General features: G+C 54.8%; 28 protein-coding genes. All 28 read left to right on the top strand.

The window, feature by feature from the left end; genetic code table 11:
* Positions 1-15: 15 nt before the first annotated feature.
* Positions 16-1,239, top strand: coding sequence for an elongation factor Tu (gene tuf, locus Q1A74_RS12395; RefSeq protein ID WP_299596351.1), 1,224 nt, complete (start codon positions 16-18; stop codon positions 1,237-1,239).
* Positions 1,240-1,556: 317 nt separating this feature from the next.
* Positions 1,557-1,868 (top strand): 30S ribosomal protein S10, encoded by a 312-nt coding sequence (rpsJ, locus tag Q1A74_RS12390; protein ID WP_066967210.1) that lies wholly within the window; start codon positions 1,557-1,559, stop codon positions 1,866-1,868.
* A 109-nt stretch (positions 1,869-1,977) separates the two neighbouring features.
* Positions 1,978-2,613, top strand: a complete 636-nt coding sequence (gene rplC / locus Q1A74_RS12385) for a 50S ribosomal protein L3 (RefSeq protein WP_299596344.1) — start codon at positions 1,978-1,980, stop codon at positions 2,611-2,613.
* An 18-nt stretch (positions 2,614-2,631) separates the two neighbouring features.
* Positions 2,632-3,246, top strand: coding sequence for a 50S ribosomal protein L4 (gene rplD / locus Q1A74_RS12380; RefSeq protein ID WP_299596341.1), 615 nt, complete (start codon positions 2,632-2,634; stop codon positions 3,244-3,246).
* Complete coding sequence (rplW, locus tag Q1A74_RS12375; RefSeq protein ID WP_299596338.1) at positions 3,243-3,539, top strand: 50S ribosomal protein L23; 297 nt, start codon at positions 3,243-3,245, stop codon at positions 3,537-3,539. Before rplD ends, rplW begins: the two co-directional genes overlap by 4 nt.
* A gap of 14 nt (positions 3,540-3,553) precedes the next feature.
* On the top strand, positions 3,554-4,378 hold the full coding sequence (gene rplB, locus Q1A74_RS12370) for a 50S ribosomal protein L2 (RefSeq protein WP_299596335.1): 825 nt from the start codon (positions 3,554-3,556) through the stop codon (positions 4,376-4,378).
* A 37-nt stretch (positions 4,379-4,415) separates the two neighbouring features.
* Complete coding sequence (gene rpsS / locus Q1A74_RS12365) at positions 4,416-4,694, top strand: 30S ribosomal protein S19 (protein ID WP_010133844.1); 279 nt, start codon at positions 4,416-4,418, stop codon at positions 4,692-4,694.
* A gap of 15 nt (positions 4,695-4,709) precedes the next feature.
* On the top strand, positions 4,710-5,042 hold the full coding sequence (gene rplV, locus Q1A74_RS12360; RefSeq protein ID WP_078084422.1) for a 50S ribosomal protein L22: 333 nt from the start codon (positions 4,710-4,712) through the stop codon (positions 5,040-5,042).
* Between the two features lie 19 nt (positions 5,043-5,061).
* Entirely contained in the window at positions 5,062-5,742 is a 681-nt protein-coding gene (gene rpsC, locus Q1A74_RS12355) for a 30S ribosomal protein S3 (RefSeq protein ID WP_299596324.1), read from the top strand.
* An 11-nt stretch (positions 5,743-5,753) separates the two neighbouring features.
* Positions 5,754-6,167 (top strand): 50S ribosomal protein L16, encoded by a 414-nt coding sequence (gene rplP, locus Q1A74_RS12350; protein WP_299596320.1) that lies wholly within the window; start codon positions 5,754-5,756, stop codon positions 6,165-6,167.
* The gene (gene rpmC / locus Q1A74_RS12345) at positions 6,167-6,358 is read left to right on the top strand and encodes a 50S ribosomal protein L29 (protein WP_299596316.1); all 192 of its coding nucleotides are present in this window, start codon (positions 6,167-6,169) and stop codon (positions 6,356-6,358) included. The genes rplP and rpmC overlap by 1 nt, the downstream gene beginning before the upstream one ends.
* A 2-nt stretch (positions 6,359-6,360) precedes the next feature.
* Positions 6,361-6,624, top strand: coding sequence for a 30S ribosomal protein S17 (rpsQ, locus tag Q1A74_RS12340; RefSeq protein ID WP_299596313.1), 264 nt, complete (start codon positions 6,361-6,363; stop codon positions 6,622-6,624).
* 49 nt (positions 6,625-6,673) lie between these two features.
* The gene (gene rplN / locus Q1A74_RS12335; RefSeq protein ID WP_299596310.1) at positions 6,674-7,042 is read left to right on the top strand and encodes a 50S ribosomal protein L14; all 369 of its coding nucleotides are present in this window, start codon (positions 6,674-6,676) and stop codon (positions 7,040-7,042) included.
* A 20-nt stretch (positions 7,043-7,062) separates the two neighbouring features.
* A complete protein-coding gene (rplX, locus tag Q1A74_RS12330) occupies positions 7,063-7,380 on the top strand; it encodes a 50S ribosomal protein L24 (protein ID WP_299596306.1) in 318 nt (105 codons plus the stop codon).
* 14 nt (positions 7,381-7,394) lie between these two features.
* Positions 7,395-7,934: a 50S ribosomal protein L5 gene (gene rplE / locus Q1A74_RS12325; RefSeq protein WP_299596303.1), complete on the top strand. Its 540-nt coding sequence runs from the start codon at positions 7,395-7,397 to the stop codon at positions 7,932-7,934.
* A 9-nt stretch (positions 7,935-7,943) separates the two neighbouring features.
* On the top strand, positions 7,944-8,249 hold the full coding sequence (gene rpsN, locus Q1A74_RS12320) for a 30S ribosomal protein S14 (RefSeq protein ID WP_207000505.1): 306 nt from the start codon (positions 7,944-7,946) through the stop codon (positions 8,247-8,249).
* A gap of 27 nt (positions 8,250-8,276) precedes the next feature.
* The gene (gene rpsH, locus Q1A74_RS12315; RefSeq protein WP_299596292.1) at positions 8,277-8,669 is read left to right on the top strand and encodes a 30S ribosomal protein S8; all 393 of its coding nucleotides are present in this window, start codon (positions 8,277-8,279) and stop codon (positions 8,667-8,669) included.
* 12 nt (positions 8,670-8,681) lie between these two features.
* A complete protein-coding gene (rplF, locus tag Q1A74_RS12310; protein WP_299596289.1) occupies positions 8,682-9,215 on the top strand; it encodes a 50S ribosomal protein L6 in 534 nt (177 codons plus the stop codon).
* Between the two features lie 9 nt (positions 9,216-9,224).
* Positions 9,225-9,575, top strand: a complete 351-nt coding sequence (rplR, locus tag Q1A74_RS12305; protein ID WP_299596286.1) for a 50S ribosomal protein L18 — start codon at positions 9,225-9,227, stop codon at positions 9,573-9,575.
* Between the two features lie 10 nt (positions 9,576-9,585).
* Positions 9,586-10,095 (top strand): 30S ribosomal protein S5, encoded by a 510-nt coding sequence (gene rpsE / locus Q1A74_RS12300; protein ID WP_299596283.1) that lies wholly within the window; start codon positions 9,586-9,588, stop codon positions 10,093-10,095.
* 66 nt (positions 10,096-10,161) lie between these two features.
* The gene (rpmD, locus tag Q1A74_RS12295; RefSeq protein ID WP_077406649.1) at positions 10,162-10,347 is read left to right on the top strand and encodes a 50S ribosomal protein L30; all 186 of its coding nucleotides are present in this window, start codon (positions 10,162-10,164) and stop codon (positions 10,345-10,347) included.
* Position 10,348: 1 nt separating this feature from the next.
* Positions 10,349-10,783, top strand: coding sequence for a 50S ribosomal protein L15 (gene rplO / locus Q1A74_RS12290; protein ID WP_226701959.1), 435 nt, complete (start codon positions 10,349-10,351; stop codon positions 10,781-10,783).
* A 12-nt stretch (positions 10,784-10,795) separates the two neighbouring features.
* Positions 10,796-12,142: a preprotein translocase subunit SecY gene (gene secY / locus Q1A74_RS12285; protein ID WP_299596272.1), complete on the top strand. Its 1,347-nt coding sequence runs from the start codon at positions 10,796-10,798 to the stop codon at positions 12,140-12,142.
* Positions 12,143-12,181: 39 nt separating this feature from the next.
* Positions 12,182-12,298 (top strand): 50S ribosomal protein L36, encoded by a 117-nt coding sequence (gene rpmJ / locus Q1A74_RS12280; RefSeq protein ID WP_010133825.1) that lies wholly within the window; start codon positions 12,182-12,184, stop codon positions 12,296-12,298.
* A gap of 401 nt (positions 12,299-12,699) precedes the next feature.
* Positions 12,700-13,056: a 30S ribosomal protein S13 gene (rpsM, locus tag Q1A74_RS12275; RefSeq protein WP_299596269.1), complete on the top strand. Its 357-nt coding sequence runs from the start codon at positions 12,700-12,702 to the stop codon at positions 13,054-13,056.
* A gap of 49 nt (positions 13,057-13,105) precedes the next feature.
* Positions 13,106-13,495 (top strand): 30S ribosomal protein S11, encoded by a 390-nt coding sequence (gene rpsK / locus Q1A74_RS12270; RefSeq protein WP_299596266.1) that lies wholly within the window; start codon positions 13,106-13,108, stop codon positions 13,493-13,495.
* 15 nt (positions 13,496-13,510) lie between these two features.
* On the top strand, positions 13,511-14,131 hold the full coding sequence (rpsD, locus tag Q1A74_RS12265; protein ID WP_299596263.1) for a 30S ribosomal protein S4: 621 nt from the start codon (positions 13,511-13,513) through the stop codon (positions 14,129-14,131).
* 45 nt (positions 14,132-14,176) lie between these two features.
* Entirely contained in the window at positions 14,177-15,181 is a 1,005-nt protein-coding gene (rpoA, locus tag Q1A74_RS12260; protein WP_226701962.1) for a DNA-directed RNA polymerase subunit alpha, read from the top strand.
* Positions 15,182-15,239: the final 58 nt, after the last annotated feature.

Here is a 15,239-nt window from a genome sequence, read left to right as displayed (position 1 = left end):
TAGAGGATCCTGAAAATGGGAAAAGAAAAGTTTGAACGTTCCAAGCCCCACGTAAACGTGGGCACCATCGGTCACGTTGACCACGGTAAAACCACCCTGACCGCAGCGCTGACCCGCGTATGTGCCGAAGTATGGGGCGGCGCAGCCGTTGCCTTCGACGGTATCGATAACGCACCGGAAGAGCGTGAGCGCGGTATCACCATCGCCACCTCTCACGTTGAATACGAGTCCCCGACCCGCCACTACGCGCACGTAGACTGCCCGGGCCACGCCGACTACGTTAAAAACATGATCACCGGTGCTGCTCAGATGGACGGCGCAATCCTGGTATGTGGCGCGACTGACGGCCCTATGCCGCAGACCCGCGAGCACATCCTGCTGTCCCGTCAGGTAGGTGTACCGTTCATCGTTGTATTCCTGAACAAAGCGGACCTGCTGGCAGAAGACTGCGGCGGCGTAGGCTCTGAAGAATACTCCGAGATGCTGGAACTGGTAGAGATGGAGCTGCGCGAGCTGCTGGATCAATACGAATTCCCGGGTGACGACACGCCGATCATCGCTGGTTCTGCCTTGATGGCCCTGAACGGCGAAGACGACAACGAGCTGGGCACCAGTGCTGTTAAGAAGCTGGTAGAGACCCTGGACGAGTACATCCCGGAGCCAGAGCGCGCTGTAGATCAGCCGTTCCTGATGCCGATCGAAGACGTATTCTCCATCTCTGGTCGCGGTACCGTAGTAACCGGTCGTGTAGAGCGTGGCATCATCAACACTGGTGACGAAATCCAGATCGTTGGTATCAAAGAAACCACTTCTACCACCTGTACTGGTGTTGAAATGTTCCGCAAGCTGCTCGACGAAGGTCGTGCTGGTGAGAACATTGGCGCCCTGCTGCGTGGCACCAAGCGTGACGAAGTTGAGCGTGGTCAGGTTCTGGCGAAGCCAGGTTCCATCACCCCGCACACCAAGTTCGAAGGTGAGGTTTACATCCTGTCCAAGGACGAAGGTGGTCGTCACACCCCGTTCTTCAAAGGCTACCGTCCTCAGTTCTACTTCCGTACTACCGACGTAACTGGTGCGGTTGAGCTGCCGGAAGGCACTGAAATGGTAATGCCGGGTGACAACATTCAGATGTCTGTGACTCTGATCTGCCCGATCGCCATGGAAGAAGGCCTGCGCTTCGCGATTCGCGAAGGTGGCCGTACCGTTGGTGCTGGCGTTGTAGCCAAAATCATCGAGTAATCGCTACTCGCTGATTACCTATCGGGTTTCTGCCTGATACTGAGGAGCCGCGGCAGTCACTGTCGCGGCTCTTTTTGTTTTTGGGCTGGCGCTCTGGCTGACTGAGGCGTCATGTCTGGTCTGTTTGTCGGGCTGGATGGTGGGTCAGGATGCCGGTGGTGCCCGCGTGGGTCGCCTGTCAGCGCGCATTGGTTAAATAATTACCAGTCTGCCTTGACAGTGTTTCGGTCTGCCCGTAGACTTCGCGCTCCTTTTCGCCCGCCCTCGGGGCTGCGTAAGAGGACGTTCTTTAGATTTGTTTACTGGAGTTTGATTCCATGCAGGGTCAACGCATTCGAATTCGCCTGAAGGCGTTCGATCACAAGCTGATCGACACGTCTACCCAGGAGATTGTAGAGACGGCCAAGCGCACCGGCGCTCAAGTACGCGGTCCGATTCCGCTGCCGACTCGTAAAGAGAAGTACACCGTACTGATTTCTCCGCACGTTAATAAAGACGCGCGCGACCAGTACGAGATCCGTACTCACAAGCGTTTGCTGGACATTGTTGAGCCTACCGAGAAAACTGTCGACGCGCTGATGAAGCTCGATCTGGCAGCCGGTGTTGAGGTTCAGATTAGTCTCGGCTAACACTTCAATTAACTACCGAATCCCAGGCGAAAAAGGTCTGGGTAGTGTAACGCTCTGAAATTGGGCGGCCGCAGTGGGTTAAAGCCCCGTGCACTGAGAGGTTGAAAAGATGACTATAGGTATTGTCGGCCGCAAAAGCGGCATGACTCGCATCTTCACCGAAGATGGCGCTTCTATCCCGGTAACTGTTATCGAGGTAGCTCCGAATCGCGTCACTCAGGTGAAAACTCAGGAAACTGACGGTTACTCCGCGGTACAGGTTACTGTGGGTGCTCGTAAGGCTTCCCGTGTCTCCAAGCCCCAAGCGGGCCACTTCGCCAAAGCCAACACTGAGGCTGGCTCTGCTCTTTTTGAACTGCGTACTGACGGTTCTGAAGAGTCCTTCGAAATCGGTTCTGAAATCACTGTTGCAGGCTTTGAAGCTGGCCAGAAGATTGATGTAACCGGCACTTCCAAAGGTAAAGGTTTCCAGGGCGGTATCAAGCGCTGGAACTTCAGCATGCAAGATGCTACCCACGGTAACTCCCTGTCTCACCGCGCGCCCGGTTCTATCGGTCAGTGCCAGACTCCTGGTCGTGTGTGGAAAGGCAAGAAGATGGCCGGTCACATGGGTGCCGAGCGTGTTACCACGCAAAATCTGGAAGTGGTTCGTGTGGACGCCGAACGTAATCTGCTGCTGGTTAAAGGTGCCGTTCCTGGCGCGCCCGGTGGCAACGTAATCGTTCGTCCGGCCGTTAAAGCCTAAGTCTGAGGGGAAATAGATATGGAACTGAATATCGCAACTCCCGAAGGCGCTAAAGGCACTGTTGCAGTCTCTGAAGTGGCTTTCGGTCGTGAGTTCAACCAGGACCTGGTGCACCAGGCAGTCGTCGCCTATATGGCTGGCGCTCGTCAGGGTACCAAGGCTCAGAAAAACCGCGCTGCGGTTTCCGGCGGCGGCAAAAAGCCGTGGCGCCAAAAAGGTACTGGCCGTGCGCGTGCCGGTACTATTCGCAGCCCGCTGTGGCGCTCCGGTGGCGTAACCTTCGCCGCTGAGCCGCGTGATCACAGCGTCAAGCTGAACAAGAAAATGTACCGCGCTGCACTGCGCTGCATTCTCTCCGAGCTGGCTCGTCAGGAGCGTCTGGTTGTAGTTGAGTCCTTCGACGTGGAAGCGCCGAAGACCAAGCAGCTGGTAACCAAGCTGGCACAGTTCGATCTGTCTGAAGCGTTGATCGTGACCGAAGAGGTAAATGAAAATCTTTACCTGGCGGCGCGCAATCTGCACAAGATCGATGTTCGCGATGTCCAGGCTATCGATCCGGTAAGCCTGATTCGCTTTGACAAGGTCGTGGTTACCGTTTCTGCACTGAAGAAAATTGATGAGGTGCTGGGATGAACCAAGAGCGAATTTACAAAGTCCTGCTGGGCCCGGTAATTTCCGAGAAGGCTGCTGTACTGGCGGATGTCGCCAATCAGGTAGTGTTCAAAGTGACCACCGATGCTTCCAAAGCCGAGATCAAGGCTGCGGTAGAGAAGCTGTTCAACGTGTCTGTTGAGCAGGTCCGCACCGTGAACGTTAAAGGCAAAACCAAGCGCACCCGCTACGGCATGGGCGTGCGCAACGATTGGAAAAAAGCCTACGTTCGTCTGGCCGAAGGCAGCGACATCAACTTTGAAGCTGCTGAGTAAAGGGGAAAGTTACAATGGCTCTTGTAAAGACAAAACCGACCTCTGCCGGCCGTCGTCACCTCGTAAAGGTTGTTAATACCGACCTGCACAAGGGTGCACCTTACGCGCCGCTGCTGGAGAAGAAGTCCAAGTCCGGTGGTCGTAACAACAACGGTCGCATTACCACTCGTCACATTGGTGGTGGTCACAAGCATCACTACCGTATGGTCGATTTCAAGCGCAACAAGGATGGCATTCCGGCCACCGTTGAGCGTCTGGAATACGATCCAAACCGCAGCGCGCACATCGCTCTGGTTTGTTATGCCGATGGTGAGCGTCGTTACATTATTGCGCCGAAGCACCTGAAAGCTGGTGACAAAATTCAATCTGGCGATGCCGCTCCGATCAAAGTGGGTAACACTTTGCCGCTGCGCAACATCCCGGTTGGTTCCGTGATTCACGCCATCGAGCTCAAGCCTGGTAAAGGTGCTCAGTTGGCCCGCTCTGCCGGTGCCTCTGTACAGCTGGTTGCCCGTGAAGGTCAGTACGCGACTATCCGTCTGCGTTCTGGCGAAATGCGTAAGGTTCTGTCTGAGTGTCGCGCCACCCTGGGTGAAGTGAGCAACTCCGAGCACAGCCTGCGCAAGCTGGGTAAAGCAGGTGCCAAACGTTGGCGCGGTGTTCGTCCTACCGTTCGCGGTGTGGCGATGAACCCGGTAGATCACCCGCACGGTGGTGGTGAAGGTCGTACCTCTGGTGGTCGTCACCCTGTGACACCGTGGGGCGTTCCGACCAAGGGTAAGAAAACGCGTAAGAACAAGCGCACCGACAAAATGATTGTACGTCGTCGCGGCAAATAAGCTGCGCGTCGTCTGAGCTGCTAGAGAGGAATCGACAGTGCCACGCTCATTAAAGAAAGGTCCCTTTATTGATCTGCATTTGATCAAGAAGGTGGAGGCGGCGATTGAGAAAAATGATCGTCGACCGATTAAAACCTGGTCCCGCCGTTCCATGGTTATGCCGGAAATGGTGGGCCTGACGATTGCCGTTCACAACGGTCGTCAACACGTGCCCGTATTGGTCAACGAAGAAATGGTTGGTCACAAGCTGGGCGAATTCGCGGCTACCCGCACTTACCGTGGCCACGCTGCGGATAAGAAAGCGAAGAAGCGCTAAGCCGAGGTTATAGAGATGGAAGTGCAAGCAAAACTACGCGGTGCTCGTCTTTCGGCACAGAAAGCGCGTCTGGTAGCTGATCAGATTCGCGGCAAAGGTGTCGAGGAAGCCCTGGATATCCTGGCTTTCAGCCACAAGAAGGGTGCTGCGATCGTTAAGAAGGTTCTGGAATCTGCCATCGCCAACGCCGAGCACAATGACGGTGCTGACGTTGACGAACTGAAGGTTTCCACCATCTTCGTGGATGAGGGTATGACCATGAAGCGCATTAAACCGCGTGCCAAAGGTCGTGCTGATCGTATTCTTAAGCGTACTTGTCACATTACTGTGAAAGTAGCCGAGAAATAAGAGAGCAGGCGAGAAAACCATGGGACAAAAAGTACATCCTACCGGCATTCGTCTGGGTATCGTTAAAAAGCATACCTCTGTTTGGTATGCCGGCAGCGACGAGTACGCAGACAAGCTGTACACGGATCTGAAGGTTCGCGAATACATTCGCAAGAAACTGGCCCACGCTTCCGTGAGCCGTATCGAGATCGAACGTCCGGCCAACACCGCTCGTGTGACTATTCACACTGCGCGTCCGGGCATCGTTATCGGTAAAAAAGGTGAAGACGTAGAGCGTCTGCGCAACGAGCTGACTTCTCAGATGGGTGTGCCTGTGCACATCGACATTGAAGAAGTACGCAAGCCAGATCTGGATGCCACTCTGGTAGCCCAGAACGTTGCTCAGCAGCTGGAGCGTCGCGTTATGTTCCGTCGTGCGATGAAGCGCGCCGTACAGAACGCTATGCGCCAGGGCGCTGAAGGTATCAAGATTCAGGTAGGCGGTCGTCTCGGCGGTGCTGAGATCGCGCGTTCTGAATGGTACCGTGAAGGCCGTGTGCCGCTGCACACTCTGCGTGCCAACATCGACTACGGCACTTATGAAGCCAGTACTACCTACGGCATCATCGGTGTGAAAGTTTGGATCTTCAAAGGCGAAGTCATCGGTGACGAAATCCCCGAAGAAAAGCCAGCGAAGACTCGCAAAAAAGCTGCTAAATAAGGGGTGCGCAGATGCTACAACCAAAGCGTACAAAATTCCGCAAGGTACAGAAGGGTCGCAATCGCGGTCTTGCCGAGCGCGGCTCTAAAGTGAGCTTTGGCGAGTTCGGCCTTAAGGCCATCGGTCGTGGGCGCATTACTGCGCGTCAGATCGAAGCAGCTCGTCGTGCAATGACCCGTCACGTTAAGCGTGGCGGTAAGATCTGGATTCGTGTGTTTCCGGACAAGCCCATTTCCAGCAAGCCCCTCGAGGTTCGTATGGGTAAAGGTAAGGGTAACGTAGAATACTGGGTGGCTCAGATTCAGCCGGGTAAAGTCCTCTATGAAATGGAAGGCGTATCCGAAGAACTGGCTCGCGAAGCTTTCGAGCTCGCTGCAGCCAAGCTGCCTGTAAAGACAACTTTCGTTAAGCGTTCGGTGATGTAATGAAGACTGCAGATCTACGCTCAAAGTCTGTTGAAGAACTGAACCAGGAACTCCTGAGCCAGCTTGAAGCACAATTCAAACTGCGCATGCAGAAGTCCACCGGTCAGCTGAATCAGACTCATCTGCTGAAGCAGACTCGTCGCGACATTGCTCGCATTAAGACTGTGTTGACCGAGAAGGCAGGTATTTAATCATGGCTGAAGCAAAACTGAAGCGGACTCTGACCGGCAAGGTTGTGAGTGACAAGATGGATAAAACCATCACCGTTTTGATCGAGCGCCGTGTTAAGCACCCGATCTACGGCAAAATCGTGAGCAAGTCCACCAAGCTCAAGGCACACGACGAAAACAATGACTGCGGCATCGGTGATGTTGTGACCATTGAAGAAGCTCGTCCGCTGTCCAAGAGCAAGGCCTGGTCCTTGCAGAAAATTGTAGAGCGTGCGGCGAAGGTTTAAACCTGGCCCATTGACTGTGAAGACCTGAACAGGTTTTCGGAGAGGAACGATGATTCAAACAGAATCCTACTTAGAAGTAGCCGATAACAGTGGGGCTCGCCGTGTCATGTGCATCAAGGTGCTGGGCGGCTCCCACCGTCGCTACGCTGGCGTTGGCGACATCATCAAAGTAACCGTGAAGGAAGCAATTCCTCGCGGCAAAGTCAAAAAGGGTCAGGTGATGAACGCGGTTGTGGTTCGCACCAAAAAAGGTGTGCGTCGCCCGGACGGTTCACTGATCAAATTTGACGATAACGCAGCGGTACTGCTGAACCAGCAAAATGCGCCGGTCGGCACCCGTATTTTTGGCCCGGTAACTCGCGAGCTGCGCGGTGAGAAGTTCATGAAGATCATCTCCCTAGCTCCCGAAGTAATCTAAGCCACGAGCGGAGAATAGTAATGCGCAAGATCAAGCGTGACGACGAAGTGATCGTTATCGCCGGTCGCGACAAAGGCAAGCGTGGCACCGTCCGTAAGGTGCTTAACGACGGTCGCCTGATCGTATCCGGTGTACAGATGATCAAAAAGCACCAGAAGCCAAACCCGCAGATGGGTGTTGCTGGTGGCATTGTTGAGAAAGAGGCTGCAATCCAGTCTTCCAACGTAGCCATCTTCAACTCGAATACCCAGAAAGCTGACCGGGTAGGCTTTAAAGTACTGGAAGACGGCACTAAGATTCGCGTCTTCAAATCCAGCGGCGAAGCCGTTGACGCATAAGTCAGGTGGAAAAAATGGCAAGGCTTAAAGAGCTCTACACCAAAGAACTCGCGTCCAAGCTGAAAGAAGAGCTGGGACTTGAGAACGTAATGTCCGTGCCGCGTATCTCCAAAATCACCATCAATATGGGTGTTGGTGAAGCTATTGGTGATAAGAAGGTACTGGAACACGCAGTCAGTGACATGACTGCGATTACTGGTCAAAAACCCATTGTGACCAAAGCGCGTAAATCTATCGCGGGTTTCAAAATCCGTGAAGAATGGCCGATCGGCTGCAAGGTAACTCTGCGCGGTGAGCGCATGTATGAGTTCCTGGAGCGTCTGGTAGGCATCGCGATTCCACGTATCCGCGACTTCCGTGGCATTAGCCCGAAGCAGTTCGACGGTCGTGGTAACTTCTCAATGGGTGTAACAGAACAAATTATCTTCCCGGAAATTGACTACGACAAAGTAGACAAAATCCGTGGTCTGGATATTTGTATCACTACCACAGCGGCTAACGACGACCAAGGTCGTGCACTGCTGAAAGCATTCAACTTCCCTTTCAAGGGTTAAGAGGATTCCATGGCGAAGAAATCCATGATTGCGCGTGAGAACAAGCGCGCTCGAACCGCAGCTAAGTACGCCGAAAAGCGTCAAGAGCTGAAGGCGATCATCGCCAGTGCCAACGCTTCCGAAGAGGAACGTTGGGAGGCTCAACTCAAGCTGCAACAACTGCCGCGCGATGCAAGCCCGGTACGTCAGCAACGTCGCTGTCGTATCACTGGTCGCCCCCACGCTGTCTACCGCAAATTCGGCCTGTGCCGTAACAAACTGCGTGAAGCAGCCATGCGTGGTGATGTCCCCGGCCTGGTTAAGTCCAGCTGGTAATACGGCAGACTTGAGGAGTCTTAAGTAATGAGTATGCAAGATCCGTTGGCAGATATGCTGACCCGAGTCCGCAACGCCTTGGGCCGCGGCAAGGGCAGTGTTTCCATGCCTTCTTCAAAACTGAAAGTAGCTGTAGCCCACGTTCTGAAAGACGAAGGTTACGTTACTGGCGTAGCAGTGAGCGAGGGCGCCAAGCCTGAGCTGACCATTGAATTGAAATACTTCCAGGGCAAGCCGGTTATCGCTGAGCTGGACCGGGTTTCCCGTCCAGGACTGCGTAATTACGCAGGTAAAAAAGCGTTGCCTTCTGTCCGCGGCGGCCTGGGTATCGCCATCGTCTCCACCTCTCAAGGTGTGATGACTGATCGTGCGGCCCGTCAGGCTGGTGTCGGCGGCGAAGTGCTCTGCACCGTATTCTAAGCGGGGGTTGAAATGTCTCGAGTAGCAAATGATCCAGTTCAGGTCCCCGCTGGCGTTTCCATTGACCTCAAAGGTCAGGATATCGCTGTTAAAGGTGGTAACGGCAATCTGAACTTCAACGTCCACTCTGATGTGGAAGTTAAGCAGGAAGAAAACCAGCTGAAGTTCGCCGCGCGCAATGGCTCCAAGCAGGCGCGTGCACTCGCGGGTACTACCCGTGCACTGGTTAACAATATGGTGGTCGGCGTCAGTCAGGGTTTCGAAAAGAAACTGCAGCTGAACGGTGTAGGTTACCGTGCGAAAGCATCTGGTAAGACCGTGAACCTGACTCTCGGTTTCTCTCACCCAATCGATTACGCACTTCCCGAAGGCGTAACCGCAGAGACCCCGAGCCAGACTGAAATCGTACTGAAAAGCAGCGACAAGCAGCTGTTAGGTCAAGTGGCCGCTGAGATCCGCGCATTCCGTCCGCCGGAGCCCTACAAAGGTAAGGGTGTCCGCTACGCCGACGAGCGTGTGTATCGCAAAGAGGCCAAGAAGAAGTAAGGCATAGATATGAACGTTAAAAAGCAATCTCGCTTGCGTCGTGCACGTCGTGCCCGCGCCAAGTTTCGTGAGCTGGGCGCCGTTCGCCTGACAGTGAACCGCACTCCGCGCCACATTTACGCACAGATCCTGACCGCCGATGGCGACAAGGTATTGGCTTCTGCCTCTACTCTGGATAAGGACCTGCGTGAAAGCAAAACCGGTAACGTCGACGCTGCAACAGCCGTTGGCACCCTGATCGCTGAGCGCGCGAAAGCCGCCGGTGTTGAAGCGGTAGCCTTCGATCGTAGCGGTTTCAAATACCACGGCCGAGTCAAGGCCCTGGCAGACGCTGCCCGTGAAGCCGGTCTGAAATTCTAAGGGTTGAGTTATGGCTAGAGATAAAGTCGAAAAAGGCAATGACGAAGGCCTCCAGGAAAAACTGGTTCAGGTCAACCGTGTTGCCAAAACTGTAAAGGGTGGTCGTATCTTCGCGTTCACCGCACTGACTGTAGTTGGCGACGGTAACGGCCGTGTTGGCTTTGGTCGTGGCAAGGCGCGCGAAGTACCTGTTGCTATCCAGAAGGCAATGGAAGCTGCGCGTCGCAACATGATCCAGGTAGATCTGAACGGTGACACCATTCAGTACGCTACCAACGGTCGCCACGGCGGTTCCAAGGTATACATGCAGCCCGCTTCCCAGGGTACCGGCGTTATTGCCGGCGGTGCCATGCGCTCCGTGCTTGAAATGGCTGGTGTACACAACGTACTGGCCAAGTGCTACGGCTCTACCAATCCGGTAAACGTCGTGCGCGCTACTTTCAGTGCACTGGACAAGATGAGCAGCCCGGAAGACGTTGCCGCCAAGCGTGGCAAGTCTGTGGAAGAAATCCTGAACTGATTCGGTTTGGGCCTCAGTAGCGTTATTGCTGCGGCCCACTCTGAACTTGCTTTGAGTGAATGAGTCATGGCTAAAAAGACCATCAAAGTAACCCAGGTTAAAAGCATCAACGGTCGTCTGAAAAATCATCAGGCGTGTGTTGCTGGTCTGGGTCTGCGCCGCATAGGTCACACAGTAGAAGTGGAAGACACTCCTTCTGTGCGCGGTATGATCAACAAGGTGAACTACCTCATTAAAGTAGAGGAGGCGTAACATGCGTTTGAACGAGTTGTCTCCCGCTGAGGGTCACAAGCACAGCGCCAAGCGCGTTGGTCGCGGCATCGGTAGCGGTCTGGGTAAAACCGGCGGCCGTGGTCACAAGGGGCAGAAGTCCCGTTCCGGTGGCAGTGTTCGTCCAGGCTTCGAAGGCGGTCAGATGCCTTTGCAGAAGCGCCTGCCGAAGTACGGTTTCACCTCTCGCGTTGGCCGCTTTGTTGCGGAAGTGCGTCTGGCGGAACTGGCGAAGGTAGAAGGTGACACGATTGATTTGGCAGCGCTGAAGAATGCCGATATCATCGGCGGCCACATTAAGCGCGCCAAAGTGTTCCTGTCTGGTGAACTGACCAAAGCGGTAACCGTGAAAGGTCTGGGTGTCACCAAAGGTGCTAAAGCGGCCATTGAAGCTGCTGGCGGAAAAGTAGAAGACTAAATCGAGGCCCCAATGGCACGACCAGGATCTGGTGTTAACTCCCTGGGTAACGGCAAGGGATTAGGCGAGCTTTGGGCTCGCCTTCGTTTTCTGTTTCTCGCGATTCTTGTATATCGCATAGGGACTCATATTCCGGTGCCCGGTATTGATCCGGAAAAGCTGGCGAACCTGTTCAATCAGAACCAGGGAACCATCCTTGGCCTGTTTAACATGTTCTCCGGTGGTGCACTGGAGCGGATGAGTATTCTGGCCCTCGGTATCATGCCGTACATCTCCGCGTCCATCATCATGCAGTTGATGACCGCGGTGACGCCTTCGCTGGAGGCGTTGAAGAAAGAAGGTGATGCAGGGCGCCGTAAGATCAATCAGTACACCCGTTATCTGACGGTGTTACTCGCATTGGTCCAAGGTATCGGTATGACCTTCGGTCTTGCCGGTCAGAATCTGGCTTACTCCGCTGAGCCGGCGTTCGGTTTCTACTTTGTGGCAGTAGTGTCACTGGTGACCGGTGCGGTATTCATGATGTGGCTTGGTGAGCAGATTACCGAGCGAGGTGTCGGCAATGGTATTTCCATGCTGATCTTCGCGGGTATCGTCGCCGGGCTGCCAAGTGCTATTGGCCAAGCCTTTGAGCAGGCGCGTCAGGGTGAACTGCATATCCTGATGCTGCTGGCGATCGGTTTTGTGGCGATTGCTGTTGTGTACTTTGTTGTGGTGATGGAGCGCGGCCAACGCCGTATTACCATCAACCACGCACGGCGTCAGGCGGGTCGTTACTCGCAAGCGCCGGCTGCACAGTCCAGTCATCTGCCACTCAAGGTCAACATGGCCGGTGTTATCCCGGTGATCTTTGCCAGCAGTATCCTGCTGTTCCCTGCGACTCTTGCGCAGTGGTTCGGTCAGGGTGGTGAAGGTATCGGTGCGCAGATCCTTCAGTGGATGGCGCTCCAACTGGGTCCTGGTCAGCCGCTGAACATTATTTTGTTCGCACTGTTGATTGGCTTCTTCTGTTTCTTCTACACGGCGTTGATGTTCAACCCGAATGAAGTGGCAGATAACCTGAAAAAATCCGGTGCCTATGTGCCCGGGATCCGCCCCGGTGAGCAGACTGCGCGTTATATCGACAGCGTACTGACTCGACTGACTCTGGTGGGTGCCTGTTACATCGCATTGGTATCCCTGCTGCCGCAGTTCCTGGTAGTTGGGCTGAACATTCCTTTCTACCTGGGAGGTACTTCGCTGCTGATCGTTGTGGTCGTAGTGATGGACTTCATGGCGCAAGTGCAGTCGCACCTGCTATCCCACCAGTACGAAGGGTTGATGAAAAAGTCGAATCTGCAAGGCTACGGCCGCCGTTGATCGGTATCCACAGCAGCAGGATTGAATTGAGGTAAGGTCATGAAAGTACGCGCTTCTGTTAAAAAGATCTGCCGTAACTGCAAAATCGTACGTCGCAAAGGCGTTCTGCGGGTAATCTGCAGCGCCGAGCCGCGTCACAAGCAGCGGCAGGGCTAATCGACGCGATAGCGTTGGTTAGAGTGCTCGCCAGGGAAGGCGGGCGCGGTGTCCATCCGAAGGAAGTCGGTATCCGACACCAATTGATCGTAAAAAGATTTGCCTCTTTGCACGGCCCCGTGTAAAAAGGCGCTCCGCAAAGCTATTCGGCTTGCGGCGAAACCGGTAAGTCACCCCTTGGGGCTGGCAGAAAGTTTCAAATGGGGGCGTTGACTGTCGTCCGCTTTACCCTGGGTTTTGGCTCAGGGCGGCGGGCTATTGCAATTTGGTGTATGAAAAGCTATTCTTGCGCGCCTTTTTGGTGGTGTTGGTGGCTTTTTATTCGCTGTCAGCGCCGAATTGAGAATTGAGCCGCGCAATTACCAAGTAGCGCCGGTTCACAATACGTGGAGTATGCCTCTATGGCACGTATTGCTGGTGTAAACGTACCAGACCACAAGCACGCCGTGATCTCCCTGACCCATATTTTTGGTGTCGGACGCACTACGGCCAAGTCTATTCTGGCAGCGGTAGGTATCGCTGAATCCACCAAACTTCGTGATCTGTCCGAAGACCAGATCGAAACCATCCGCGGTGAAGTTGCAAAACTGACCGTTGAAGGTGATCTGCGTCGTGAAGTTTCCATGAACATCAAGCGTTTGATGGACCTGGGTTGCTTCCGCGGTCTGCGTCACCGTCGCAGCCTGCCGCTTCGCGGTCAGCGCACCAAGACTAACGCCCGTACCCGTAAGGGTCCGCGTAAGCCGATCCGTAAGTAATTACTTACGTCGCGCAAGTCTTCACAAGTACAGGATTTAGGATACAGGTATGGCTAAGCCAAAAACTACTGTTCGCAAAAAGGTCAAAAAGACCGTTGTCGACGGTGTTGCCCACATCCACGCATCGTTCAACAACACGATCGTGACGATCACTGACCGTCAGGGCAACACTCTGAGCTGGGCTACCGCAGGTGGCTCCGGTTTCCGCGGCTCTCGTAAGAGTACGCCTTTCGCAGCCCAGGTTGCCGCTGAACGCGCAGGTACTGCCGCGCAGGATTACGGCCTGAAAAACCTTGATGTCGAAGTAAAGGGCCCCGGCCCCGGTCGCGAATCTGCCGTTCGCGCACTGAATAACTGCGGCTACAAGATCACCAACATCACCGACGTGACGCCGATCCCGCATAACGGTTGTCGTCCGCCTAAAAAGCGTCGCGTGTAAGAGGGGGTTGACGAAATGGCACGTTATATTGGACCAAAATGTAAGCTTTCCCGTCGGGAAGGTACCGATCTTCAGCTGAAAAGTGGCGTTCGCCCGCACGAATCAAAGTGCCGCGCGGAAACCAAGCCTGGCGTTCATGGCGCCGGTCGTGGTCGCCTGTCCGACTACGGTGTTCAGCTGCGTGAGAAACAAAAAGTACGCCGTATCTACGGTGTGCTGGAAAAGCAGTTCCGCAACTACTATAAGGAAGCGGCGCGCCTGAAAGGTGCTACAGGTGAAAACCTGCTGAAACTGCTGGAAAAACGCCTCGACAACGTGGTTTACCGCATGGGCTTCGGCTCTACGCGCTCTGAAGCACGCCAGTTGGTGGCGCACAAAGCGATTCTGGTAAACGGAAGCACCGTGAATATCCCTTCCTACCAGGTTAAGGAAGGCGACATCATCGCTATCCGCGAGAAATCTAAAAAGCAGATGCGTATCCAGAACTCCGTTTCCCTCGCTGCACAGCGCGGTGACGTTGAGTGGGTAGACGTGAACGCGACCAAGCTCGAAGGTACCTTCAAGCGTGTTCCGGATCGTGTGGATCTGCCGGCAGAGATCAATGAAAACCTTATCGTGGAACTCTACTCCAAGTAAGGCTCTGTTCCATTTAAGGAATAAAACTGTAATACAGGTATGGCTATGCAGACTGCTGTCAACGAGTTTTTGACACCTCGTCGTATTGACGTCACCGAGTACAACCAGAACCACGCGAAAGTGGTTCTGGAACCGCTGGAGCGTGGCTTTGGCCACACTCTCGGCAACGCACTGCGCCGCATCCTGCTGTCCTCCATGCCAGGCTGCGCCGTCACTGAAGTTGAGATCGACGGTGTTGAGCACGAGTACAGCGCAATTGAGGGTGTGCAGGAAGACGTAATCGAAATCCTGCTCAACCTGAAGGAAATTGCGGTGGTGATGCACGGCAAGGACCAGGCAGTGCTGAGCCTGAGCAAGAAAGGCCCGGGTGCGGTGACCGCTGGCGACATTCAGGTGGATCACGATATCGAGATCGTGAACCCTGAGCACGTGATCGCCAACATCACTGGCGATGTGGAGCTCAATCTGCGTCTGACCGTTGCGCGTGGCCGTGGCTACCAGCCCGCCGACGCCCGTCGTGAAGACGAAGAAGAGACCCGCGCCATTGGCCGCCTGCAACTGGACGCCTCTTTCGGCCCGGTTCGCCGTGTGTCCTACAGCGTGGAATCCGCGCGTGTAGAACAGCGCACCGACCTGGACAAGCTGGTTCTGGACCTGGAGACCAACGGTACTCTGGACCCGGAAGAAGCAATCCGTCGCGCCGCCACTATCCTGCAGCAACAGCTCGCAGTATTTGTGGACCTTGAAGGCGAGAAGGATGCCCAGCCGGAAGCCAAGGAAGAGGAAGTCGATCCGGTGCTGCTGCGTCCGGTAGACGACCTGGAACTGACCGTGCGTTCGGCCAACTGTCTGAAAGCGGAAAACATCTACTACATCGGCGACCTGATTCAGCGAACCGAAGTAGAGCTGCTGAAGACCCCGAACCTGGGTAAGAAGTCCCTGACCGAAATCAAGGACGTTCTGGCTTCCCGTGGTCTGTCCCTGGGCATGCGTCTCGAGAACTGGCCGCCGGCCAGCCTCAAGGGCGACAGCAAGCTGAGCTCCCTGTAAAGCGTTTGTGGCGCGGGCGCGTTTTGCCCGCCCGCGTGAAGAAAACCGAGTGGTGTGC

The sequence above is a fragment of the uncultured Microbulbifer sp. genome (assembly GCF_947504145.1).
Lineage (GTDB): Bacteria > Pseudomonadota > Gammaproteobacteria > Pseudomonadales > Cellvibrionaceae > Microbulbifer.
This window is presented reverse-complemented; position numbering and strand designations above follow the sequence as displayed.